Raw genomic sequence first — 23,876 nt, forward strand, 5'->3', positions numbered from 1 at the left:
GCTGGCTGAAATCTTGAATGAAAAATTGTTTGATAGAATACAATGATAAGGTTTGAGGGCAAGCCGCAAAAGGGAAAAAGAACAGTTAGCTAATACAAATTTTTAATGCCTGAAGGAGTCCGAAGGCTTTTTTGGGATTGATCATTATGAGAAGTCGGAGGAAAGTCATGACATTTGAAGAGCAATTAATCAAAAAGTCGTATTATGAAACTTTTATGGAATCAGGGAACAGGGCACACCCTGTCCGTGTACTCGGGGAGCTTTACCTTGAAGAGCAGAAGAATGATATGCCTGATTTGTCATACATCCGTTTTGCTCAGGGAGAGGTCTATTTTCATAACAAGGACTACGAAGCGGCGATTTTTAAGTGGGAAAATATTACGAATGAGCTGGAGCCGTGGGCGAAAAAGAACATGGGGGATGCATTTCTGGAGATTGGTCTGCTCACATCTGCAGAGGACCTGTACCTTTCGATCGAAACCGAGAGCAATATTTTGAGGATTGAAAGCGGCCTGCAGCTATTGACGCTTTACATAGAGCAGGGAAAGCTTGAAAAAGCAGTTGCTGTCATCAAGAAATCAGTGGCACTTGATCCGGATTATCCGGGTGTAACTGAAATAGCCCGCGCTTTCTTTGAAGAGCACCAGGAATGGGAAAATGCCGTCGAATTGGCGGTAAATGAAGGTGTTCGAACCGGTTCGCCTAAGTGGTTCGACGTCTTGAATCAGTACGTAGAACAGGGGCATACCGGCCAATTATCGCCAGATTATTTTAACGAAGCATTATCCGTCCTATTCCAGGTAGACCGAAGCCGGTTTGAACAGCTAGCTGTTTCATTGTGGGAAAGTTACAGGAATCAAAGCTCATACATGATATGGCTCAGGGAATTCAACCAATTGTTCAGCGGGATGGACGGCAATAGAAGAGATGGCTGGACCCATCTTTCGGCTGTCTATCAGGATACCTATTTCGAGCTGATTAATGGGGATCGCTTGATTAAAGAGATTTCTCCGCTGATTCCTGAGTTGCTGACTAACTGGCTCAAGATAACAAGTCCTGTTAACAGCCTTGTTTCGGCATCATCGATTATAGCGTGGAATGAAGTATTTCCAGGGACCATTACCGCATCGGCGATTCACGATGCCGAGAACCTTGTGCTGAATTCACGCGAGTACCATGATGGCTACGAGGATAGCATGCAGCTATTCGAAACAATCATCAAATGGGCAGAGGATCATGAGATAGAGGTAGGCAACAGGATCAAGTGGCTGGTCCAAGAGCTGAAGGAATCCAATGTCCATAATCTACTGATCGCCGGTTTGTCTGGCAATGGAAAGTCTTCCTTTGTCAATACCATTATAGGGGAAGAACTGATTACATCTCCTACTGCGGCGGTCATCCGGTTCACGAACGAAGAAAATCCGGAAATCCAGGAAATCACCGATACGGCCGTCCGCCAAATCATGGATATTGAGGACTTCAAGGAAAGTGCAGGAATTCGCCGACAGAACCATAAAAATGAAACGATCATAGATTTCAGAGCTGAGTTCGCGTTCCTGCGCGACCATGAACTGGCACTGATTGATACTCCTGGAGTCAATCGCAATAACTATGACAATCACCCGTTGTACAATTACCTGAGGTTTGCAGATAGCTTGCTTTTCGTGCTCAACGCAAATGATCCTTTTACGGAAAAAGAAAGAGAAATCCTCTCGAAGATTTCAGAGTACTTCCCGCAGCTTCCAATACACTTCCTGTTGAATAAAATAGATTCAATCTACAGTCAGCAGGAGGCAGTAGAAGTTTTTGACCAAACATGGGCTGAAATCAGCCAATACTATCCTGACGCAAAAATGTTTGCTTTCTCGGCTAATTATGACAAAGGAAAGCAGCTGAGAGACTTCTCTGAATTTATTAAAACGAACAACAGGTCTGTCGACATCGAGCAGGAGCGCACAGCAAAACTGCAATTCTTTGTCAGAAGGGCCATCACGTATCTGCTTGATAAACGGATTGAAATTGAGAATAACCATATGGAAACAATCAACTGGAACGAAGAAATGGTAAGTAAGCTGAACGGTGCCATCAATCAGCTGGGAGACATTGAAGAAGAGAAATCGAAGTCCATTCAGAAGTCATATCGTAAAATCAAGGATGAAACCCGTGCGGAAATCATTGAAAGAATCCCGGAAATCCTGCGCAGTTGTTCTGAATTGGTGACGGAGGACAGCGATTTCGGAAAAATCCATGCTGAAATGGATGAAGCAATGAACAAGAAGATTAGGGAATACCTTGATGAAACTGTTTTGCCGAAATTCCATGAAGATTTGCAGGGCTGGATTCAACATTCCAAGGATGAATTCGATCATAGCCAAAACTACTTGAATGAAATGGCCGAGGGCTTTAACTCGATGTATGGAGAGGAACGGATCAGTCTGGATTGTGATTTCAGGGTGCTTGATGACTGGCGCCGCGATGCAAGCCGGATGACGAACGGTGTACACTATGAAAATGTCAACATCATGAACCGCCCGACACCGCAGCAGTTCTTCCTGAAAAGCGCAGGTAAGCTGCTTGGCGTGCTGCCGCAAAACAATGCGATGCTTTATAACCGATACAAAACCTATCTGGAGTCGGAAGACTATTATGATATCGGCGTAACCATCGCGAAAAGATTCCTGCAGCAATTCGAGATTTTTGAGAAGTCGATTGAACGAGATGTGAACCTGTTCTTCAAAAATCCATTCATTGTACTGGAAGAAGCAGTAGAAGAAGCCAAATCGGAAATCGATTATGGTAAGACCGAACTTGAAAAAATGAGAATCAACCCAGAACTGTACCGCGACCCATTGACACTGTACGAAGTAAAGCTCCGACAGTTTGAATGGATGACAGCTGCAGGAAGAGGGGAATAGAAAAAGGAAGATTCCGATTTGGAGTCTTCCTTTTTGTTTGGTACGGAAAAAAGAATATAATTAAATTTTCATAATAATATTGACAATATGAGTATAGGAGTTTAAAGTAAAATTTATCGATTTGCAACATTAACTCAATAAAGAAATTCTCTTATCAAGAGTGGCAGAGGGACTGGCCCTGTGACGCCCAGCAACCGTTCCAATGGAATTGGTGCTAAATCCTGCAAAACAATTTTTTGTTTTGAAAGATAAGAGAGGAATCCGACTTTGCATTTTATTGCGTTTGAAACCTCTCTTTTCTGGAGAGGTTTTTTTATTTGTTTTAGTTACGCAGATCAATCAAAGGGGGAGAATCAAATGAAAAAAGGAATTAAAAAAGTATTTTTAGGTGCAGTTGCTTCTGCACTGCTGCTGACAGGATGCGGCGGCGGAGAGACGAAAACGGCCAGCGGTCCTGTGGAAGGCGTTCCGGAGCGATTTGCAAAAGGTGAGGAAGTCAAAATCAAAGTCATCCGCAAGATTGGCGGAGATGACCATACAGCGCAATTTTTAGCCGGAGCGAAAGCAGAAGGAGAAGCGCTCGGCTTTAAGGTAGACGTCTTCACGGCAAATGGTGATACAGCCAAATTCCATGACGCAATCAATCAGGGGCTGCAGCAGGATTATGATGGATTCATCATTTCCCATGGAGATGATGCAGCAACTGTAGATGATGTGAAAAAATTAGTTGAAAAAGGCAAAAGCGTCATAACTTTCGATTCAAATCCGGATCTGGCGCAGGTAGAGGGAGTCACGCTCACATCCCAGGATGATGAGGCTCTCGCAACGCAGGTACTAGACCAGCTTGTGAAGGACCAACATGGAGAAGCGAATATCGTTTACCTCTGGGTTGATGGCTTCCCGCCAATGGTCAGAAGAAATAAAGTTTACCAGGAAACTCTGAAGGCAAACCCGGGAATCAAAGAGGTTGAGAGATTCGGAGTGGCCGCTGCCGATACAAGTGTCCAGACGCAGAATGCTGTGGCCGCGATGCTCAACAAGCATCCAAAAGGGGAAATTAACGCGATTTTCGCAACGTGGGACGCGTTTGCAATCGGAGCTGCTCGTGCCATTAAGGAAGCTGGCCGCGAGGAAATCAAGATTTACGGAATTGATGTTTCCAATGCTGATCTTCAGGAAATCCAGGGAGAAGGCAGCCCATGGAAATATACTGCCGCTGTTGATCCAAAGCTGATAGGAGAAGTGAATATGAGATTGCTGGCGAAAAAGCTTGCCGGCGAGGAAACACCAGCAACCTATGATCTAGAAGCATCACTGATTTCCCAGGAAGAGCTGCAGCAGTCAAAAAATCCAGTAAACATGGTCAATCTGGCTGAAATCATCGAAGGCTGGGGCGAATCAGACGCATTTCTGGAAGATTGGATGCAGAAATTGAAGGATCACTATAAGAAATAACAATAATAATGATTGGTTGATAAGTTTTATAGCGAAAAAATAATTTTTATAGCGACTTTTTCAGTTATATAGCGATTTTCTTGATTTTATAGCGATTTTTCCGATTTTATAGCGAAAATCTCATTTTTATAGCGAACTGGAAATTCCACGCGATTTTTTCCAGTTCAGCGAACAAAGCAGGCACTCTCAAAAAAAGAGTGTCTGTTTTCCAGATTGATAGGGAGGAGGAACCCGGATGAAACTTCAAATGAACAACATCAGTATTGATTTTCCGGGGGTGCGTGCGCTGAACGAAGTTAATTTCAGTACAGAAACGGGCAGCATCCATGCGTTGATCGGCGCAAATGGCGCGGGTAAATCGACATTAATGAAGGTGCTTTCCGGTGCCCACGATCATTACACAGGGGAAATCCTGCTCGATGGAGAGAGTGTGGAAATCAGGACACCGAGTGACGCGCAGAAATTCGGGATCCAGACGGTCTATCAGGAGGTTGATACAGCCATCATCCCATCGCTGACTGTTGGGGAAAACATCATGCTTAACCACACAGTACAGGCAATGGAAAACAAGCACTGGGTGAATTGGAAGCAGCTTTTCAAACAGGCAGAGGATATTTTATCAGGAATGAACCTTCAGATTCCTGTAAAAAATCTTGCCGGGGAGCTTACGCTTGCAGAGAAGCAGCTGGTCCTGATTGCCCGGGCGATTTCAAGTGATTGCTCCTTTTTGATCCTTGATGAACCAACGGCTCCGCTCAGCCATACCGAAACGTCTGAACTGTTCCGAATCACGAGAGATCTAGCTAAAAGGAATGTGGGCATCATTTTCATCTCCCATCGAATGCCCGAGATTTTCGAGTTGTGTGATGAGCTGACCATCATGCGAAATGGTGAGCTGGTTATTAAAAAAGGTATTCCTGAAGTCGACACCCACCAGGTGATTGAATACATGCTTGGCCGCAAGCTGGAAGACCAATTCCCGGCAAAGGTCAGCACGTTTGGAGATACTCTGCTGGAAGTCGAAGGTTTAACAGATGGGGACAAGGTGAAAAATACTTCCCTCCATGTAAAAGCAGGGGAGATTGTTGGACTTGCCGGCCTGGTCGGCGCTGGAAAGACAGAGCTGTGCAAAGCATTGTTTGGCGCGACACCGATAAAGAGCGGAACTGTAAAGCTAAAAGGAAAAATCCTTAAGCTGGCGAGTCCTCACGCTGCTGTAAAAAGCGGGTTGGCCCTGGTCCCTGAAGAGAGGCGCAAGGAAGGCGTGCTTGTCGCAGAATCCGTTGCCTCCAACCTGACAGCGGTCAACTTGAAAAAGTTCTCCCGAATTTTTAGTTTTATCGATCGGCGGGCTGAAAAGAAAACGGCACAGGAGTACATTAAGGCTCTAGGCATCAAAACGGCATCGGAAAATGCCAAAGTTGAAAATCTCTCAGGCGGGAACCAGCAGAAGGTAGCGATTGGCAGGTGGCTGATTGCCGATGCGGACGTGTATATCTTTGATGAGCCAACCAAGGGCGTCGATGTAGGTGCGAAGCGGGATATTTTTGAGTTGATTGCCCAGCTCGCAGCACAAGGGAAGGGTATCATTTATGCATCCTCCGAGCTGTCAGAAATCGTCGGCATCACGAATCGGGTTTACGTGCTCTATGATGGTGAACCAGTCAAGGAGCTAGAAACGGCCGCAGCAACAGAAGAGGAACTTTTATTTTATTCAACAGGAGGAAGATAGGATGGAAGCGAAACTCCCATTGCAGCAAGAACCAACGCCGAAAAAGACATTCGAACTGTTCCAGTTCCTATATAAATATGGGACGATTTTGACAATCTTTGTCCTCGTCGCAGTCTTTGCGGCAGTCAATCCTTCTTTTATCAACGGCGATAATGTCATTAATATCCTGCGTTCGATTTCCATCGTGACCATTATTGCGATCGGCATCACCATCTCCCTGACAGTCGATGGCTTTGATTTATCAGTCGGCTCGGTCGCATCTTTATCGAATGCCATCGTCATCTCGATGTTTGTCTGGTTTTCACAGAACACTCTAATTGCCGTATTATCAGCGATCGCGGCGGCCTTAATTGTTGGGGCACTCAATTCATTGATGATCGTTAAGCTGAAGATTCCGGATATGCTGATGACACTGGCTATGATGTTCATCATCCAGGGAACGGCGCTGACTTATACGAAGGGCGCGACGGTTTCGGAGAATATGATTCTGCCTGATGGAAGTTTTTCAACAGGAACGATCAGCCCGTTTTTTGCTAAAATAGGGCAGGTTCCGTGGATCATTCTGATTATGGCGATCGCCGTCATTATTGTCCATATATTCCTGACGTACACAAAGCATGGCCGCTATATGTATGTGATTGGCGGCAATAAAGAGGCAGCCAGGCTTTCAGGCATCCCGGTCAATCGCTATAAAACTGCTGCCTACCTGCTATCCGCTTTATTTGCGGCAATTGGCGGGATTGTTTTAGCTTCCCGAGTCATGACGGCTGAGATCAATGCTGGTTCACCTTATTTAATGGATTCAGTAGCCGCTGCTTTCATTGGCTTTTCCGTTCTGGGAGCTGGCAAGCCGAACGCATTCGGAACTTTTGTCGGCGCCGTGCTGATCGGCATTTTGCAAAACGGCCTCGTCATGATGTCGGTCCCATACTATGCGATGGATATCGTGAAAGGGACTGTGTTGGCATTTGCGCTGGGAATTACCTATTACAAGCAAAAACATTAGTCGCAGTTGCTTCAATATTAAAATTGAAAAATACGTCCAACAGGGTATAGAAATCTCTATATCCTGTTTTTGTAGAGGAATATTGTTTTCAATAAAGAACTATAAAGGTACATGGTTTTAAGGAGGGATCCGAAATTTACGGAAAGATCTTTATATACATATCAGAATGGATTTTATTAGTAATTGTCGTTTTTTATTTTCTTATCTTTCAACTGTTTTTTCTAGGGAACATCGCGGTGATAGATAAAGTAGAAGATGCTGTGCTTTTTCCTTACAGTTATTCGTTTGTAGTTTTGGCCGTATGTATATTTTTCTATTTTTACATAAAGCATCTCCAGGGGAGCCGTTGGTATCGTAAGGTCAAGGAGATCATCTGGGGGTTGTTCTTCGGGACCGCTTCAGTCAACAGCCTGTTTTGGTTTTCAATGAATGGAGCAGTGTATTCAAAAGAGTTGTTGAGTAATCAAATACTGCTTGCCGCCATCTTTCTGGGATCCACCTTGCTGGCCGTTCAAATTGCGATCAAATACAAAAAGGAAGGCTCAGGTACAAACTGAGCCTTTTATCATTCGGCAAAATATGGCCTGTTCGCATAATAATACATCCAGCCCATCATGATGCCTCCGCCTATAAGATTGCCGATCGTCACAGGAATCAAATTATGAATAACGCCTGAAAAAGTAACAGATTGAGGGTCGTCCAGGACCATGCTGATGGCAAAGGTACACATATTGGCGATACTGTGTTCATAACCTGAAATGAAAAAGCAGTAGACGAAAAACACCATTGCGAACATTTTTGCTCCGTCACCCTTCATCGACATTGGCAGGAAGAATGCCAGGCAGACGAGCCAGTTACAGAGAATTCCTCGAAAAAAAAGCTCTGTAGTCGGTGCAAGTGTCTTTTTTTCAGCAACACTCAACAGGAAGCCGTTTACGGAATGGTCATCAAACAATCCTGTTGTATAAATTAAAAAAGCGAAAGCAGCAGCCCCTAGGATATTTCCTACATAGCTGTAAACCCACATTCTGACGACCTGAAGCCAGGACATTTTTTTCCTCAGGGCCGTAAAAGTGTAGTAAAAAGTATTGCCCGTGAATAAATCACCACCGCCGTAGGCAATCAGGATAATGGCGGCACCAAAGGTGATTGCCGCAATTGGATAGGCAAAGGGGGAATGCTCGACATAAAAAGGATTCCCCGTCTTGAATGCGACAATTACCCCGAAGCCTATGAACATTGAAGCAAGTGCAGCTCTTGCAAGATAACGTACTTTACTTTGCTTAAAGATCTTCTGTTTTTTTAAGGCTAGTTTTTCAACTTCCTCCAATGCTTGTACTTCCAATTCGAAATCACCACAACTGTCATTAAGATGAACAATATTCTTTCCCAAACCTTCCAGCCATATGTAATGGTTCTCCAGACTAATCGTGTGAAACGGGATAGACGAAAAAAGACTGGATCCGCGATCCAGTCTTTTTTGCCTGTTAAAATGTATCTCTGACGAACTGAGGATTGCGCTGCATCGAGGCAAACAGGACAATGCCGCTTACGAGCAGAAGTCCGCTTGTCAGGACGAATACCGAGGTAAAGCCGAAGTAACCCGCAAGGAAACCGCCGAGCACTGGCCCGATAATGTTTCCGAAGAAACGGAGACTTGTGTTGTAGCCAAGTACCTCGCCCTGCATGGCCACCGGTGCTTCCTGTCTGATATAGGCAACCCTGACCGGGATAATGCCGCCGATGGTGATTCCAAGCAGGAACCGAATCAGGACGAGCTGCCAGATGTTACCGACAAAACCGCCCGGCAGATAAATGATCGCTGATAAAAACAGGAGCACGACAAGTATTTTGATATAGCCAACCCGGTCGGCAATTTGGCCCCATTTTCTTGCCATTAACAAATTGCCAAGCCCTGCTGCCGAAAAGGCGATTCCAGAAAAGAATGCCAGGTTTTCCGGGCCATGCAGCTCTCCCACATATAGTGAAAGGATTGGCTGGATACTGAAATGGGCAATCTGCACAAGCATCGACATGAGCAGCACATTCACCATGATTGGGTTTTTGAAGATATGCTGAAGAACTTCTTTGCGGCTGTAATTTGTTTTGGTTCCTTTATTGATATCGACTCTGTACTCCATGACCAAGAATACGAGCAGACCAGAAAGGACGATGAAGACAGAGGTTGATTGGAAGGTTGCTCCGTAGCCGTAGGAGTCAGCAAGAACCCCGCCAAGCATTGGGCCAAGCAGTGAGCCTGTGATGCTGCCTGTCTGCAGTGTTCCCAACACTTTTCCTGCTTCTTCTTTTGATGTCTGGGTTGAAATAAGTGCCTGTGATACGGGAATGAAGCCGGAGAATAATCCCATGAACATCCTCAGTAAAAATAACTCCCACACAGAAGTTGCAAATCCTAGCAGAAAGACGGATAACCCCATCCCGATTCCCATGAAGATCAGGATTCTTTTGCGCCCGAATCGATCACCTAATCTTCCGATCACAGGTGAAAATAGAAATGCTGTTACGAACGTAATGCTGAATGTCAGGCCTGACCAGTTCTGGACATACCTTTCTGAAAAATCACCAAAGGTTTCAATATACAATGAGAGAAAAGGCATGACCATTGTCATGCTGCCGGCGATGAAGAAATTTGCGAACCACATGATCATCAAGTTGCGTTTCGCCTTTTGCTGCTGGGTCATTCCATCAACACTTCTTTCTCAGAACGAATATTTCGCTTTTCTAAATATGATACCAAATTTTTGCTGGAATGAAAACCAATCGAGCAAGCAGCGGCTTTTTCGGATTTGCAGACTCTGAGAATAGTTCAGCTCCGACACCGGTCGGAGGTGAGTATGCCTTTCACGCATTTTTTAGTTCGTAATCCATTCGAGCAATTCAATTCTATTCCCGAACGGATCGTTTACATAAATCCTGTTCGCACCTGGAAGATTGTCATCTTCAGTAAAATCAACCCCTGAAGAGGACAAATGCTGTTTCAATCCTTCGATATCCTCAATTTCAAAAGCCGGATGAGCTTTGCGAGCAGGTATAAAAGGCTCCTCAATACCGACATGGATTTGGCAAAGTCCGAATTTAAACCATGCTCCGCCCCGCTTTTTCAATTCTGCCGGTTTTTCGATTTCTTCAAAACCTAATAGTTCTCCAAAAAATCGTCTTGCCTGCTCTTCTGACCCCTTAGGCGCTGCAAGCTGTACATGATCAACAGCTTTAAATTTGAATGTCATATTAAATCCCTCCCTGGTAAAATCTTAATCTAAAAGGAAACATAAGGAAATGACAAGGTATGAAACTATTATGATAAGTTTTTCTTATTACAGTAAAAAGTAATACAAGCCTGCTTCTCTACATATAAATTATTAAAAGTTATGTACGTTTTTTACAAAGAGGGGGAAGCAAGAATGAAAAAAAGATTCTTTGCGATTGTGATGATGGTGATCACAGCGCTTGTAGTGTCGGCCTGTGGTACAAGCAGCTCAGGAGGGACAGGATCGGAGGCTGAAAAGAAGGAATTAAGGGTGGTCACCGACGCAGCATATGCACCATTTGAATACATGGAAGGCGACAAGATTGTTGGCTTCGATATCGATTTCCTGAAAGCAGCCGCGAAGGAAGCAGGATATGAGCTGAAAATCGAGAATGTCGGATGGGATCCGATTTTTGTTGAGATCAAGAGCAAGAGAGCTGATCTGGCAGTATCCTCGATTTCAATCAATGATGAGCGCAAACAGACCTATGACTTTTCTTTACCGTACTTCTTATCCACAAATAAAATCCTTGTCCGTGAAGACAGCGATATTAAAAGCGCTGCTGATCTGAAGGGCAAGGTAGTGGCAGTCCAAAACGGCACAACCGGGCAGGCAGCAATGGATAAGCTCCTTGGCAAGAATAACGAGGATATTAAGAAATTCGAGAACAACAACCTGGCAATCATGGAAATGCTTTCAGGTGGAGCAGATGCAGTCGTTGCCGATAACGGCGTTGTCGAAGTATATGCCAAAAACAATCCGAAAGAAAAACTGAAGGTCATTGAGGATAGCGGCAGCTTCGAGGCTGAATACTATGGAATCCTGTTCCCGAAAGGCACAGATTTGAAGGCGGACTTTGACAAGGCAATCAAGAAAATCGTCGAGAATGGCACATATGAAAAAATCTATCAAGAATGGTTCGGCCAAGAACCAAACCTGGAAATGCTGAAAGCGGAACAGGAAGCATCAGAATAATTTCTCATAAACTATGAATCATCGATGATGCGTAACTCTTGAAAACAGCGTTACGCATTTTTTTTGTAAAACTTCATCAAAATCTAGTCCCAGGCCTCGGGGCTTTGGAGGGCAAGCTATGGATTTTCGTTTTGATATTATTATTGAATATTCTCCTTATCTAGTAAAAGGCACGCTGCTGACAATTGGGCTATCATTGGCGGGGATTTTAATCGGGACAATCCTCGGCCTGTTCATTGGCCTCGGGAAAATCCAGCGGCGGAAAGTGCTGACATGGCCTTTTGTCTGGTATATTACTTTCTTCAGGGGAACCCCGTTATTTGTGCAAATATTGCTGATTCATTTTGGTGTCGTCCCTATGCTCATAGGGGAAACGAACGGGATTGTCGCGACAATCGTCGCCCTGTCCCTGAATGCGGCAGCCTATATCGCCGAGATTTTCAGGGCAGGAATCCAGTCGATCGACCGCGGGCAGATGGAAGCCGCCCGTTCACTTGGAATGACCCATGTGCAAGCGATGAGGTATGTGATTTTACCTCAGGCCTTCAAACGGATGATCCCGCCTCTTGGAAATGAGTTCATTGTACTAATCAAGGAATCATCACTTGCGGCGGTTGTCGCGACTCCGGAAATCATGTACTGGGGCCGGGCGATGTCAGGACAGTATTCCCGTGTTTGGGAGCCGTACCTTACTGCTGCAGTCATTTACCTAATATTAACGCTATCGCTTAGCTTTTTATTAAATCTCCTTGAAAGAAGGCTGAAAACAGAATGATCAAAGTCGCTAATCTGCAAAAATCATTTGGCAGCCACAAGGTTTTGAATGGAATAGATGTTGAGGTCCAGCCACAGGAAGTTGTAGTGGTCATCGGTCCATCGGGTTCCGGCAAATCCACCTTCCTCCGCTGTATCAACCTGCTGGAAACGATTACGGATGGACATGTGCTGATCGAAGATATTGACATTACTGATAAGGGTTCGGATATCAACAAAGTGCGTGAAGAGGTCGGAATGGTTTTTCAGCACTTCAATCTGTTCCCTCATAAGACAGTGATTGAAAACATCATGCTGGCTCCGCTGAAGGTACGAGGAATTCCTGAACGGCAGGCAAGGGAGAAAGGAATGGAGCTGCTGAAAAAGGTAGGACTCGAGGACAAAGCAGAGACCTACCCAGATTCACTTTCCGGCGGACAAAAGCAGCGGGTGGCGATTGCTCGCGCCCTTGCGATGGAGCCGAAAATCATGCTGTTCGATGAACCTACTTCAGCGCTTGATCCAGAAATGGTCGGGGAAGTTTTAGAGGTCATCAAACAACTTGCCCGAGAAGGCATGACGATGGTCGTCGTCACTCACGAAATGGGCTTTGCCCGCGAAGTCGGTGACCGTGTCATTTTCATGGACGGCGGATTGGTCGTAGAAGAAAACAAGCCGAGTGAAATATTCGAAAACCCGCAGCATGAGCGCACGAAAGCGTTTTTGAGTAAGGTGCTATAGTTTGAGAAAGGAAGCCCGAATTATTTTATAGTCGGTGCTTCTTTTTTAAACCGTAAATCGGGTACAACTGGAGATAAAAGTTGTACAACTGGAGATAAACTTGCTGTAACTGGAGATAAAAGTTATGCAACTGGAGATAAAACAGCTGCAACTGGAGATAAACTTGTACAACCCGTAAATAAAAATTGTACACCCATAAATATACTTCGCCAATTCAGAAATGACCATCGGCAACTGGAAAGTTCACTACCCATCAAACAAAAAAGCCAACAAAGCAGTCCAATACCAGCATTAAGCGAAGAAGCCTGCCCGTTTTTCATAATATATCCAATTAATCCTTGCTAAAACTAATAACATTAGTTAAAATAAAACTAACGATATTAGTTTTATGGGAGGTTCACTAAAATGAGAGTGATTAAAGAGGGGGATTTATACCAGCTGACGTTCATGCCAAGGTTTTTTCCTGTGAATTGTTATTTTATCGAGGAGGAGGATGGGCTGACTTTAATAGATGCTGCGCTCCCATATAGCGCGAAGCCGATCTTGCAGGCTGCTGAAAAAATCGGAAAACCAATCAAGCGGATTGTTTTGACCCATGCACATGGCGACCACATTGGGGCACTTGATGAATTGAAAGCCAAACTGAATGTTCCGGTATATATATCTGCCCGTGATTCGCGCCTATTAGCTGGTGATACCTCTCTTGATTCGACCGAGCCTCAGACACCGATTCGCGGCGGTGTGCCAAAGAATATTAAAACAAAACCGGATATGCTCCTAAATGAAGGGGATGAAAGTGGTTCTTTACTGGCAATTTCAACTCCGGGGCACACACCTGGCTCGATGTCATTCCTTGACCAAAGAACTAACATCCTAATTGCGGGCGACGCCTTCCAGACCAGGGGAGGAACTGCTGTCTCAGGGGTGACAATTCCATGGTTCCCTTTTCCAGCAATGGCGACATGGAACAAGGAAGCTGCCCTTCAAAGTGCCCGGAAAATCAGGGAGCTAAAACCAACCCTTCTTGCGGTTGGGCACGGGGAGCTGCTGAGAAGTCCTGTAGCACCTATCGAAAAAGCCATTCAAAAAGCGGAAAAAGCTTTTACAAAATAAAGGAGTTCGAAAACATGTCACCAAGACCGAAAATTGCACTCGATAAAAATACAATTATGATTGCAGCAGCTGAGCTTGCGAATGAGCATGGAAGTGAGTTTATAACTCTTGCACTGCTTGCCAAGAAGCTCAATATTAAACCGCCATCATTATACAATCACTTTGACGGCCTGTCGGGGATCAAAAAAGAACTGGCTATTTATTCTCTTGAAAAATTGTTCAACAGCCTCGCAAATGAAGCCGAAGGCAAGCCTCAGGGGGAAGAGGCAATAAAGGCATTAAGCCAGGCCTATTTAACTTTCGTAAGGACAAATCCAGGATTATACGAGTTCGCATTATCCGCCCCTGATCCAGCGGATGAGCTTGTTCATGACGCCGGCAAAAAAATCGTGGAACTTATTGTGTCTGCTATGAAGCCTTTTGGACTGCCTGAAGAGGAAGCAATCCATGCTATCCGCGGATTAAGAAGCCTGATGCATGGGTTTGCATCGCTGGAGCAAAAAGGTGGTTTCGGCATGCCGCTTGATCTGGATGAAAGCTATCGGCTTGCAGTCACTGCCTTTATTACGGGTTTGAAAAAATAAAGCGAATTTTCATCTTCTGAAATAGATTCCAAAGCTACTCATATACATATGTATAGATGCAACTTTGAAAGAACAGGAGGCGCACTATGGATATATATGTGAGAAGAGGAGATTCCTTTTGGTATTTCAGCAATATTTTCAACATCCCTCTCCAGTTGATCATAGATTCCAACCGTGATATCGACCCAAATGCTCTGGATGTGGGACAGACGGTGAGGATTCCTGGTTTTGCAGCGGTGGATTATCGGATCCGTGCAGGGGATACTCTTTGGAAAATTGCCCAAAGCAGAAATCTTCAGGTGGATGCGCTGCTGCTCGCAAACCGAAATATTAATCCAAACGGATTGTATATCGGCCAAATGGTAAAGGTTCCATTAAGGATCACCTGGAGAATTGTCCAGGGTAAGAAGAATTATGACTATGCCTCATTGATGAGTGATTTACGACGTTTGGAAAATGTCTATCCGTTCATGAGGGTGCCCTCGATTGGAAACTCTGTTTTAGGAAAAAGCATCCCGGAAACACTAATCGGGAATGGCAATAAACGGGTTCACTATAATGGATCGTTCCATGCCAATGAATGGATCACCACTCCCATCATCATGACTTTTCTGAACGACTATCTTCTGGCTTTGACAAATAAGTCCTCCATTCGCGGCTTGTCCATGCAGAACTTCTATGGACAGACAACATTATCGATTGTGCCGATGGTGAATCCGGATGGTGTCGATCTTGTGCTCAATGGGCCGCCTGAAGCAGAGCCATGGAATGAAAGAGTAGTAGAATTGAATAGAGGAAGCCAGGATTTCAGCGGATGGAAGGCCAATATCAGAGGTGTGGACCTGAACGACCAGTTCCCGGCAAAATGGGAGCTTGAAAAAGAACGGAACCCAAGCCAGCCTGGCCCAAGGGACTATGTTGGGCCAAACCCGCTATCCGAGCCAGAAGCAATTGCGATGGCAGAAATGACAAGAAGACGCGATTTTGCCCGGGTTCTGGCTTTCCATACCCAGGGAGAGGTCATCTACTGGGGCTTTGAAAATCTTGAGCCACCTGAATCGGAGGCGATGGTCAATGAATTTGCGCGGGTGAGCGGTTACCAGCCGGTCAAAACGATTGAGAGCTATGCCGGCTATAAAGACTGGTTCATCCAGGATTGGCGCAGGCCAGGTTTTACAGTCGAACTTGGTTTCGGCATAAACCCGCTGCCGCTGTCCCAATTCGATGAGATATATGAAGAAGCCCTGGGAATCTTCCTTGCAGGACTTTATCTATAAAAAAGCGGATCACCTGAAAAGGTGGTCTTTTTAAATTGTATTTATATGGTAAAATCGAAAGAGTACGAGAGGAGGGAATTAGTTGACTTATACAGGAAGCCTACCCAAAGATATTTTGTGGAGTATCATTATCATGAGCGTATTTATCCTGCCTAATTTCAGCTGGATGGTCCGGGTTTCAATTGCTCTTGCTGTGCTGGTCATTACTTTACATCAAATCCAATTAACGATTACCTCAAATCACCTTGAATATAAAATTAAACTATTTAAATATCCAATTTACCGGAAACTGCTGACTCCGGACAATATCAAAAAAATAAAATTCGGCCGCATTGGCTGGTCGACGAAGAATGCAGTGGTGAAGGTAAGGAGAGGCTTCAATTTTGGTGTTGCGCAATTTTACAGCGAAAAGCTGATAGGTGAGCTTGAAGAGTTCGCTCTTACCCATAATATCGAAATTCAAAAGACGCGAGATTATCTGCTGCTGGAAAAATACTATTCTCATAACTAAAAGCATCGGGCAAGTTACCCGATGCTTTTGCAATGCTTATTTTTCAAAAATGCTGTTCGAAAGAAGTCGGAACAGATAATCGGTATGGTCTCTGAAACCAGCTTCAAGGCCGATCATTGTAACGTCCTTATCCTGTTCTTTCACGATGACTGCCTTGCCCTGTGCTTCACTGTTGTTTTTCCAGTGGCCGGCTACAAAGAAGTCGGAGTTGTCATCGAATGTTGCGGATACTTCATCGTTATCGGTGTTTTCATACCAGACAGGGCGATAAACAAAACCGAGATCGTCCTCGCTATATCCTCCCGTCACACCTTGGCCGCTGTAATCAACTTTTGCAATACCATTGCTGCTGTAGCCTGCAACGACAATATCGTCATCAGTAAGTCCCAATGTCTTTGTCGCGAGGGAGGCACCAGCCCCAACTGCGATATATTTTCCGCCATTATTTAAAAATTCATCTACATTTGCTTTGAAACTATCAAACTGAGCTGGATTTTGGAATCCGAACTCTTTATTACCCGCGCGTGACTGAGTTTTGGCAATCAAGCCTTCCGTTCCGCTGTATACGAATACGTCGAAGCTGGAAAGACCTTGTTCTGCAACGTCTGAAGGAGTTACTTCAGTAACGGTGAAGCCAAGACGTTTCAGAGCGAGTTTTGTACCCGAGTGAGATTGAGCTTTGTTTATGCCGCCATCTTTTAGGATTGCGACCTTTAAGTCCCCAACCTCAACTGCTTCAGCCGGAACCTTTGTTGATTCAATGTGCAGTCCGGATTGCTTTACCGCTGCTGAAATTACGTTTGCAGCTGATTCTGTGTAAAAATTACCTTCAGAATCGCGTTTAACTGTAACCCCTTGCTGAAGGAGCGTATTCACCAGGTTAACAGCTTTTACTGAACTGTTCGGGATTAAGAATGGACCTTTACCAATGACAGAACCTTGCCCCTGGATTTGGTTCACTTTAGTCGCTGTCACATCAAACTCGCTTTGAACCGCAATCGCCTCGAATCCCCAGAGTTCCGGAAGGCTCCATGCTGAGATATCATACATGGCATCAACGTCTTCGGTGATGTCCTCGCCATCCCACAGCATCGTATTGGCTAGGCCAGCCTTTGCCTGGTCCATTTTTACTATATATGTGCCTTTTGGGTAAGACTTTCCGTCAGCAGTGAACGCCTTAGAAGCCTGGACGACTTCGATGTCGTTTTTCTGCAGATGATTAACTGCCTTATGTGTTACGGTTGGATCTTCGGAATCAACAGGCAGCACATAGGCAGTCGGGAAGAAGCCTTCTTCATGGAATGGGTGATCAAAATTGATGCCGCGCTTGAACATCTCAATCTGGTCCTTGATCATTTCCTGCTTGTTATCCGTAGCATTTTTCAATGCGCCCATGATGGCGTCATACATCCAGCGAACGCCGTCTTCATCATTTGTTGGCGCTTCAAGTGTGTGGCCGTAAGCACCATGGTACATTGCGTACATCGGAGTGAAGATTGGCGGATAATCATCCCAGCCTTCTGCGTCATCACGCTGCGGAATGTAGGTTCCTTCCATTGATTGATAGAGGCTGCCTGAGAAGTTTTCCTTGTCGGACATGATTTCATTTTCCATTGCTTTTGCCTGGTTCATTGCCCATTTTTCATACAAATCATATTCGTAATTAGGATTGTGTGGAACCGTACATGGTTCAATAAGACCCTGCTTGTTCGGTGCATAATTTTTTACATAGCCATGTGTATCAAGGAAGACCATCGGATTCCATTCCTTGATCAGTGCGACGGTTTCCTGGGTTTCTGGCTGTGACTGGGTGATGAAATCACGGTTCAGGTCGATTCCTTCACCGTTGAAACGTGTTGCATCAATCCGGCCATCAGGATTCTGGACAACATTGAAAATCAGGATGTTATTTTCGAGGATTTTCTTTGTTGTATCGTCATTTTCAAGAGCAAAGCGCTCAATCAGCTGCATGACCGCATCACTGCCGATAAACTCGGTACCATGGATGGATCCATTGATCATGATCGGCACTTTGAAGTCTGGGTTATTTTCAATCCAGTCCTGTGCCTTGCCAGGGTTCTTGAACATTTGTTTTCTTAATGCCTGAATTTTGCCAAACTTGCCCTGAGAGTCAGGTGCAGCTATCGTAACGACATAAAGGGGCTGTCCTGTTGATGATTGGCCCTTTACTTCTACCTTCACACGATTGGATTGCTTCTCGATTTGTTCAAGCTTGTCGCCAATTTCTGAGAATTTCATAAAATCATAGTTTTCACTGTTGAATAAGCTGCCGTCCTTTTCCTCATATGCATTTACATAATTCCACTTGAGTGACTCAGCGAGCGCGGGAGTCCATGGCGAGGATGCCAGCAAGCTTGCGGCGACTACACCAGAGATAATCTTTTTATGCTTCATATATGTATTCCTCCAAATTATATTTTGTATATTTATTCATAATAAGTATTAAAAATTATTTCGGCAATCGTACAATATTCCTAAATTTTAGTGCCGGTATCATAACCCTTGTTTCTGTTGAATTTTTGACTGGTTGGGAAATAAATCAGAATGAGGATATAGGAAGATAGTCACCAGGCAAAGGCAAATAAAAAAACAGGGCGAGTTGCCCTGTCTTACTGTGGCTGCATGGTTCGGTTGCGACGCTTGCGGTTCCACTGTCTTGCTTTATACTTCTGTTCGAGTTCAGCGACAGGTTTTGCAACAAGTGCGTTCTTGAATTCTACCGGTGTCTGTTTTACTGAAAAAACAACGGTATTGACAGCTTTCTTTTTCTTATCAAAATCAGTCATCAGCTTCTGCTGCTTAAACTTGAGTGAATCGGTTTCTTCTTTGATGGCATTCGTTTTGTTCTGTACCCGGGTCGCAGTCTCTTGAAGACTATCAATCGTTGGCTTGGCATCTTTATATGTTTTATAAACAACATAACCAAGATACCCCAGGGCTGCCACGATGACAGCGATACTTATATAGACAATGATCATGAAGCCTGCCTCCTTTTACATTTGCATCTAATCATTCCATTACAAGTACAATACCCAATTTAAGCTTTAACATAACTGCTATTCAAAAGAAAGGTGGAAATTGCTAATTTTGAAGTATTTGTGAAATGATGCACATAACAGACCGAAAGTGTGACGAACTTCACAAACAGGAGACTTAAATCACAATACAATTTATACATAGAGGAAATATCATTAATGAAAATTCCGGAACAGAAGCTTTTACCATGGGAGGACAAACGAGATGAAAAAGAAACTAGTCATGATAGGAAACGGAATGGCAGGAGTAAGGACGATTGAAGAATTGCTTAAACTTCAGCCAGATGGATATGAGATCACTATTTTTGGGAATGAGCCACATCCTAACTACAATAGAATTATGTTGTCCACTGTCCTTCAGGGAGATAAGTCAATCGAAGACATCATCATGAATGACTGGGATTGGTACAAGAATAACGGCATCAAGCTTTATACAGGGGAAGCAGTTGTCGGGATAGACAATCAGAAGAAGCAGCTGCTATCTGATCAGGGACGTCTTGTAGATTATGATGAGTTGATCATTGCAACAGGCTCAAGCTCGTTTATTCTTCCGGTACCTGGATCTGATAAACAGGGAGTAGTCGGATTTCGTGACATCCATGATTGTGAAATGATGATCAAAGATTCCAGGAAGTATAAAAAGGCAGCTGTAATTGGCGGTGGGCTGTTAGGCCTTGAAGCAGCTAGAGGGCTGCTGAATTTGGGAATGGAAGTCAATGTTGTCCATTTGATGCCGCATCTGATGGAAAGACAGCTTGATGAAACAGCTTCAGGAATGCTGAAAAAAGAGCTGGAAAACCAAGGTATGAATTTCTTGCTTGAAAAGCAGACAGCGGAAATTCTAGGAGACGAGAGAGTAACCGGACTCAGATTCTCTGATGGTTCCGAAATACAGGCAGATCTTGTCGTCATGGCTGTCGGCATCCGTCCTAATGTCCAGCTGGCCAAAGACAGCGGCATTTATGTCAACAGAGGGATTGTCGTCAATGATTATATGGAGACAGATATGCCGAATATATATGCCGTCGGGGAATGTGCTGAACATAGAGAAATCGTTTATGGCCTTGTGGCACCGCTGTATGAACAGGGAAAAGTACTTGCAGCTAACCTTGCGGGAATTCCGGCTAACCCTTATGAAGGAACGATTTGCGGCACTCAGTTGAAGGTATCTGGCTGTGATTTGTTCTCAGCAGGTGAAATCGGCGATGACGAAGGAACTAAATCAATCAAAGTCCACAATGAGTTTGATGGAATCTACAAGAAAATTGTCATTCGTGACAATCGGATTGCCGGGATTGTACTTTATGGTGATACAAAGGACAGCAACCGCCTGTTCAGGATGCTGACGAAAAGAGAAGACATCAGCGGAATGACAAGTGTCTCGATTCTTGAAGCAAATGGCTGCTGCGGCGGAGGAGAAGCAGGCGATGTAGCAGCGATGGCTGATGACGAGCTTGTCTGCGGCTGTAATGGTGTCACAAAAGGAACGATTGTCGACGCAATCCGTACAAATGAGTTGACTACTGTTGACGAAGTGGGTGGCTGCACAAACGCGGGCCGTTCATGCGGAAGATGTAAATCGCTCATATCCGATATCCTCGCATATACACTTGGCGACCAGTATGATACTTCGGTGAAAAAAGCAGGGATCTGCGGATGCACAACTTTAAGCAAAGACGAAATTGTTGCTGAAATCAGGGAAAAAGGCCTGACGAATGTCAGGGAAGTCATGAATGTTCTAGGATGGTCCCAGGAAGAAGGATGTTCAAAATGCCGTCCAGCGATCAACTATTACCTTGGTATGATCAATTTTGACGGCTATAAGGATGAACGAGATTCTAGGCTGGTTAATGAGAAAATGCATGCCAACATCCAGAAAGATGGGACATATTCCGTTGTTCCAAGAATGTATGGCGGTGTGACGACTGCTGCAGACTTGAAGAAAATTGCAGAAGTTGCCGAGAAGTACGACGTGCCTTTAGTAAAAATGACGGGCGGACAGAGGATTGGCCTATTCGGTGTCAACAAAGAGGACCTTCCTGCAATGTGGGAAGACCTGGGGATGCCATCAGGCTATGCGTACGGAAAAACATTGCGTACTGTAAAAACCTGTGTTGGCGAAAAGTTCTGCCGTTTTGGAACTCAGGATTCAATGGGACTTGGAATTGAGCTAGAGAAAAAGTTTGAGCGCCTTGATACACCGCATAAGGTCAAGATGGGAGTTTCTGCTTGCCCAAGGAACTGTGCGGAATCCGGAATTAAAGACATTGGCTTTGTAGGGGTCGATGGCGGCTGGGAAATCTATATCGGCGGAAATGGCGGAACAGACCTGCGTGCTGCTGATCTGCTTGATACCGTTAAGACAAAAGAAGAGGCAATGGAAATTACGGGGGCATACCTCCAATACTACCGAGAAACAGCTGCCTATCTTGAAAGGACGGCTCCTTGGCTTGAAAGGATGGGACTAGAACATGTTAAAGAAGTCCTCGCCGATGAGAGCATGAGAAAACAGTTAAACGAAAGACTGGATAAGACATTGGAGCGATATAACGAGCCGTGGCAGGAAGCAATCTCTGATAACGGAATAAAAGAAAAATACTATAAAGTACGAAACGTAACGGTTGAATAGGAGGATGGATGATGATGCAGGAAACAATGGTGAGAATCAAGCTGGCGGATTATGATTCCCTTCCTGTGGGGGCAGGGCAGGCAATCACAGTGAATGGCGAGAACATTGTCTTGTTCCGTATATCGAATGGAGATGTCAAAGCGGTTGAAAACCGCAGTCCCCACAGAAAAGGCGGCACCCTTGCCGATGCACTCGTAAGCGGGAAGTTTATCTACTGTCCAGTCTACGATCTGAAGATATCACTGGAAGACGGGAAAGTTCAGGCTCCGGATACAGGAGAAGTAAAAACGTATCATGTTGAAGTAATCGAAAATGAAGTGTATATAACAATATGACCTAAGAGGGGGAACTTTCCCTCTTCATAATTGAAAGGGCGGGAACACAATGGAAAAAGGAAGAGCTTATTTAGTCGGTGCAGGGCCAGGAGACGTACAGTTGATCACAGTTAAGGGGATGGAAGCCATTAAAAAGGCGCAGGTCATTTTATATGACCGCCTTGCCAACCCGAAACTGCTGGATTATGCTCCTGCGGATTGCGAGCTGATCTACTGCGGCAAGCTCCCGGACCGGCACATCCTTCGCCAGGAAATGATCAATGACCTTCTGGTTGAAAAAGTGCTTGAAGGTAAAATCGTAGTCCGCCTCAAGGGCGGCGATCCTGGCGTGTTTGGGCGCGTAGGCGAGGAAGCAGCTGCTTTGGCTGAAAATGGCCTTTCTTTTGACATTGTTCCGGGAATCACCTCAGGAATATCTGCCCCGCTTTATGCAGGAATTCCCGTCACACACCGTGAATTTGGTGAATCCTTCGCGGTTGTGACTGCCCATGATAAATCTGAAAATGGCCAGCCGAAACTGGATTGGAAAGGGCTTGCCACCGGCATTGACACAATTGCCTTTTACATGGGCATTTCAAATCTTCCTTACATCAGCGGAAATTTAATCAAACACGGAAAACCGGCGGATACCCCGGTGATCCTCATCCAATGGGGAACCTTTTCCCGGCAGCAGACTTTGGAGGGAACTCTGGCTAATATTGCTGCCAAAGCGAAGGAAGTGAATTTTACAAACCCTGCCATCACTCTTGTTGGTGACATTGTATCGCTGCGAAAGAAGTTGAACTGGTTTGAAAAGAAACCTTTGTTTGGTAAACAAATATTACTTGCCAGAACAGGAACGGATGAGAGTGAACTGGCGAAGGAATTGATGGAGCAGGGAGCAGATGTGATTGAATTCCCGAAATGGAAGAAAGTCCCCTTTCCTGTTGATCAAACAGTGATCAAGCGAATTGCTGATTACGAGCAAATTCTTTTTACCTCTCCTGAAAGTGTTGGGGAATTCTTCGAAATCTTATTTTCAGAAGGAATCGATATCAGAAGGGTGAAAGCAGACTTTTACGGCTGTTCAACAAAGTCTGTCAAGGCATTGAATGAAAAGGGCTTTTTTGCAGAAGTGGATGGGAAGATGTCTCAAGAAGGAAAGCTGTTAATCGTAGGTGACAGTGATACCGCCTATAAGTATCCTTATGCTGAAAGGTTCGTCACATCCAAAAAGGTCATCGACGAGCAATTCACGCCTATTTTTAAAAGAGTACTTGAGGAAGCTTCTGTAAACACAGTTATTTTTCCAAGCACCAGGTCTGTCAAAACAATGATAGATGAAGGGATCCTCAAGGAAATCATTCCACAGCAGCTTTTGAAAACAGCAAAGGTTGTTTGTATGGGAGTTAGGACGGCAGAGACTGCAGGCGAATATGGTATTGCAGCTGGTAAAGTGTTGGAAGCGCCGGATAAAAACGCTGTGGTCGATTGTTTGGCTAATAAAGAATCTGAGCTGGCATTCGTGTAGTGGATTTTTTAAAAG

At 44.7% G+C, this 23,876-nt stretch carries 19 protein-coding genes, 2 pseudogenes and 1 riboswitch; of the genes and pseudogenes, 16 read left to right on the forward strand and 5 right to left on the reverse strand.

Annotation, left to right across the window (positions count from 1 at the left end):
• The first annotated feature begins 167 nt into the window (after positions 1 to 167).
• The 6 genes and pseudogenes from FOF60_RS04850 to FOF60_RS04870 all read left to right on the forward strand — a co-directional run bounded on the left by FOF60_RS04850 (position 168) and on the right by FOF60_RS04870 (position 7,665).
• Positions 168 to 2,915, forward strand: a complete 2,748-nt coding sequence (locus tag FOF60_RS04850; RefSeq protein ID WP_192469513.1) for a dynamin family protein — start codon at positions 168 to 170, stop codon at positions 2,913 to 2,915.
• Between the two features lie 148 nt (positions 2,916 to 3,063).
• A riboswitch (SAM riboswitch) is annotated at positions 3,064 to 3,170 on the forward strand.
• Positions 3,171 to 3,272: 102 nt separating this feature from the next.
• Complete coding sequence (locus tag FOF60_RS04855; RefSeq protein ID WP_192469512.1) at positions 3,273 to 4,370, forward strand: sugar ABC transporter substrate-binding protein; 1,098 nt, start codon at positions 3,273 to 3,275, stop codon at positions 4,368 to 4,370.
• Between the two features lie 247 nt (positions 4,371 to 4,617).
• Positions 4,618 to 5,109: pseudogene (locus tag FOF60_RS24545) on the forward strand (ATP-binding cassette domain-containing protein); the annotation flags it as partial.
• A gap of 318 nt (positions 5,110 to 5,427) precedes the next feature.
• A pseudogene (locus FOF60_RS24550) lies at positions 5,428 to 6,102 on the forward strand (ATP-binding cassette domain-containing protein); the annotation flags it as partial.
• A gap of 1 nt (position 6,103) precedes the next feature.
• Complete coding sequence (locus FOF60_RS04865; protein ID WP_192469511.1) at positions 6,104 to 7,108, forward strand: ABC transporter permease; 1,005 nt, start codon at positions 6,104 to 6,106, stop codon at positions 7,106 to 7,108.
• 236 nt (positions 7,109 to 7,344) lie between these two features.
• Entirely contained in the window at positions 7,345 to 7,665 is a 321-nt protein-coding gene (locus FOF60_RS04870; protein ID WP_192469510.1) for a hypothetical protein, read from the forward strand.
• Between the two features lie 8 nt (positions 7,666 to 7,673).
• On the opposite strand, the gene FOF60_RS04875 is transcribed toward FOF60_RS04870, so the two are convergent.
• The 3 genes from FOF60_RS04875 to FOF60_RS04885 all read right to left on the reverse strand — a co-directional run bounded on the left by FOF60_RS04875 (position 7,674) and on the right by FOF60_RS04885 (position 10,356).
• Positions 7,674 to 8,453: a formate/nitrite transporter family protein gene (locus tag FOF60_RS04875; RefSeq protein ID WP_192469509.1), complete on the reverse strand. Its 780-nt coding sequence runs from the start codon at positions 8,451 to 8,453 to the stop codon at positions 7,674 to 7,676.
• A 142-nt stretch (positions 8,454 to 8,595) separates the two neighbouring features.
• A complete protein-coding gene (locus tag FOF60_RS04880) occupies positions 8,596 to 9,810 on the reverse strand; it encodes an MFS transporter (protein WP_192469508.1) in 1,215 nt (404 codons plus the stop codon).
• A 171-nt stretch (positions 9,811 to 9,981) separates the two neighbouring features.
• Positions 9,982 to 10,356: a VOC family protein gene (locus tag FOF60_RS04885; RefSeq protein WP_192469507.1), complete on the reverse strand. Its 375-nt coding sequence runs from the start codon at positions 10,354 to 10,356 to the stop codon at positions 9,982 to 9,984.
• A 174-nt stretch (positions 10,357 to 10,530) separates the two neighbouring features.
• Between FOF60_RS04885 and FOF60_RS04890 the strand changes: the two genes are divergently transcribed.
• From FOF60_RS04890 to FOF60_RS04920, 7 genes are all read left to right on the forward strand, one after another.
• A complete protein-coding gene (locus tag FOF60_RS04890; RefSeq protein ID WP_192469506.1) occupies positions 10,531 to 11,352 on the forward strand; it encodes a basic amino acid ABC transporter substrate-binding protein in 822 nt (273 codons plus the stop codon).
• Positions 11,353 to 11,470: 118 nt separating this feature from the next.
• Positions 11,471 to 12,127, forward strand: a complete 657-nt coding sequence (locus FOF60_RS04895) for an amino acid ABC transporter permease (RefSeq protein WP_192469505.1) — start codon at positions 11,471 to 11,473, stop codon at positions 12,125 to 12,127.
• Complete coding sequence (locus FOF60_RS04900) at positions 12,124 to 12,846, forward strand: amino acid ABC transporter ATP-binding protein (protein WP_192469504.1); 723 nt, start codon at positions 12,124 to 12,126, stop codon at positions 12,844 to 12,846. The genes FOF60_RS04895 and FOF60_RS04900 overlap by 4 nt, the downstream gene beginning before the upstream one ends.
• Positions 12,847 to 13,251: 405 nt before the next feature.
• Positions 13,252 to 13,959, forward strand: a complete 708-nt coding sequence (locus FOF60_RS04905; protein ID WP_192469503.1) for an MBL fold metallo-hydrolase — start codon at positions 13,252 to 13,254, stop codon at positions 13,957 to 13,959.
• Between the two features lie 14 nt (positions 13,960 to 13,973).
• Complete coding sequence (locus FOF60_RS04910) at positions 13,974 to 14,543, forward strand: TetR/AcrR family transcriptional regulator (protein WP_192469502.1); 570 nt, start codon at positions 13,974 to 13,976, stop codon at positions 14,541 to 14,543.
• A gap of 86 nt (positions 14,544 to 14,629) precedes the next feature.
• Positions 14,630 to 15,820, forward strand: a complete 1,191-nt coding sequence (locus tag FOF60_RS04915) for a M14 family metallopeptidase (protein ID WP_192469501.1) — start codon at positions 14,630 to 14,632, stop codon at positions 15,818 to 15,820.
• Between the two features lie 133 nt (positions 15,821 to 15,953).
• A complete protein-coding gene (locus tag FOF60_RS04920) occupies positions 15,954 to 16,331 on the forward strand; it encodes a hypothetical protein (protein ID WP_192469500.1) in 378 nt (125 codons plus the stop codon).
• Positions 16,332 to 16,367: 36 nt separating this feature from the next.
• Here the strand turns inward: FOF60_RS04920 and FOF60_RS04925 are convergent, their stop codons facing one another.
• Both FOF60_RS04925 and FOF60_RS04930 read right to left on the reverse strand, forming a co-directional pair.
• Positions 16,368 to 18,746: a M14 family zinc carboxypeptidase gene (locus tag FOF60_RS04925; protein ID WP_192469499.1), complete on the reverse strand. Its 2,379-nt coding sequence runs from the start codon at positions 18,744 to 18,746 to the stop codon at positions 16,368 to 16,370.
• A gap of 215 nt (positions 18,747 to 18,961) precedes the next feature.
• The gene (locus FOF60_RS04930; protein ID WP_192469498.1) at positions 18,962 to 19,330 is read right to left on the reverse strand and encodes a DUF948 domain-containing protein; all 369 of its coding nucleotides are present in this window, start codon (positions 19,328 to 19,330) and stop codon (positions 18,962 to 18,964) included.
• A gap of 262 nt (positions 19,331 to 19,592) precedes the next feature.
• Between FOF60_RS04930 and nirB the strand changes: the two genes are divergently transcribed.
• Genes nirB through cobA form a run of 3 tightly spaced genes read left to right on the forward strand, consistent with a single transcriptional unit; the run spans position 19,593 to position 23,861 of the window.
• Positions 19,593 to 22,016 carry a nitrite reductase large subunit NirB gene (nirB, locus tag FOF60_RS04935; protein ID WP_192469497.1) on the forward strand — a complete coding sequence of 808 codons (2,424 nt, stop codon included), beginning with the start codon at positions 19,593 to 19,595 and terminating at the stop codon, positions 22,014 to 22,016.
• Positions 22,017 to 22,030: 14 nt separating this feature from the next.
• Entirely contained in the window at positions 22,031 to 22,351 is a 321-nt protein-coding gene (locus tag FOF60_RS04940) for a nitrite reductase (NAD(P)H) small subunit (protein ID WP_192469882.1), read from the forward strand.
• 49 nt (positions 22,352 to 22,400) lie between these two features.
• Positions 22,401 to 23,861: a uroporphyrinogen-III C-methyltransferase gene (gene cobA, locus FOF60_RS04945; protein WP_192469496.1), complete on the forward strand. Its 1,461-nt coding sequence runs from the start codon at positions 22,401 to 22,403 to the stop codon at positions 23,859 to 23,861.
• Positions 23,862 to 23,876: the final 15 nt, after the last annotated feature.

Origin of the sequence: Mesobacillus jeotgali, assembly GCF_014856545.2 — a bacterium.
Lineage (GTDB): Bacteria > Bacillota > Bacilli > Bacillales > Cytobacillaceae > Mesobacillus.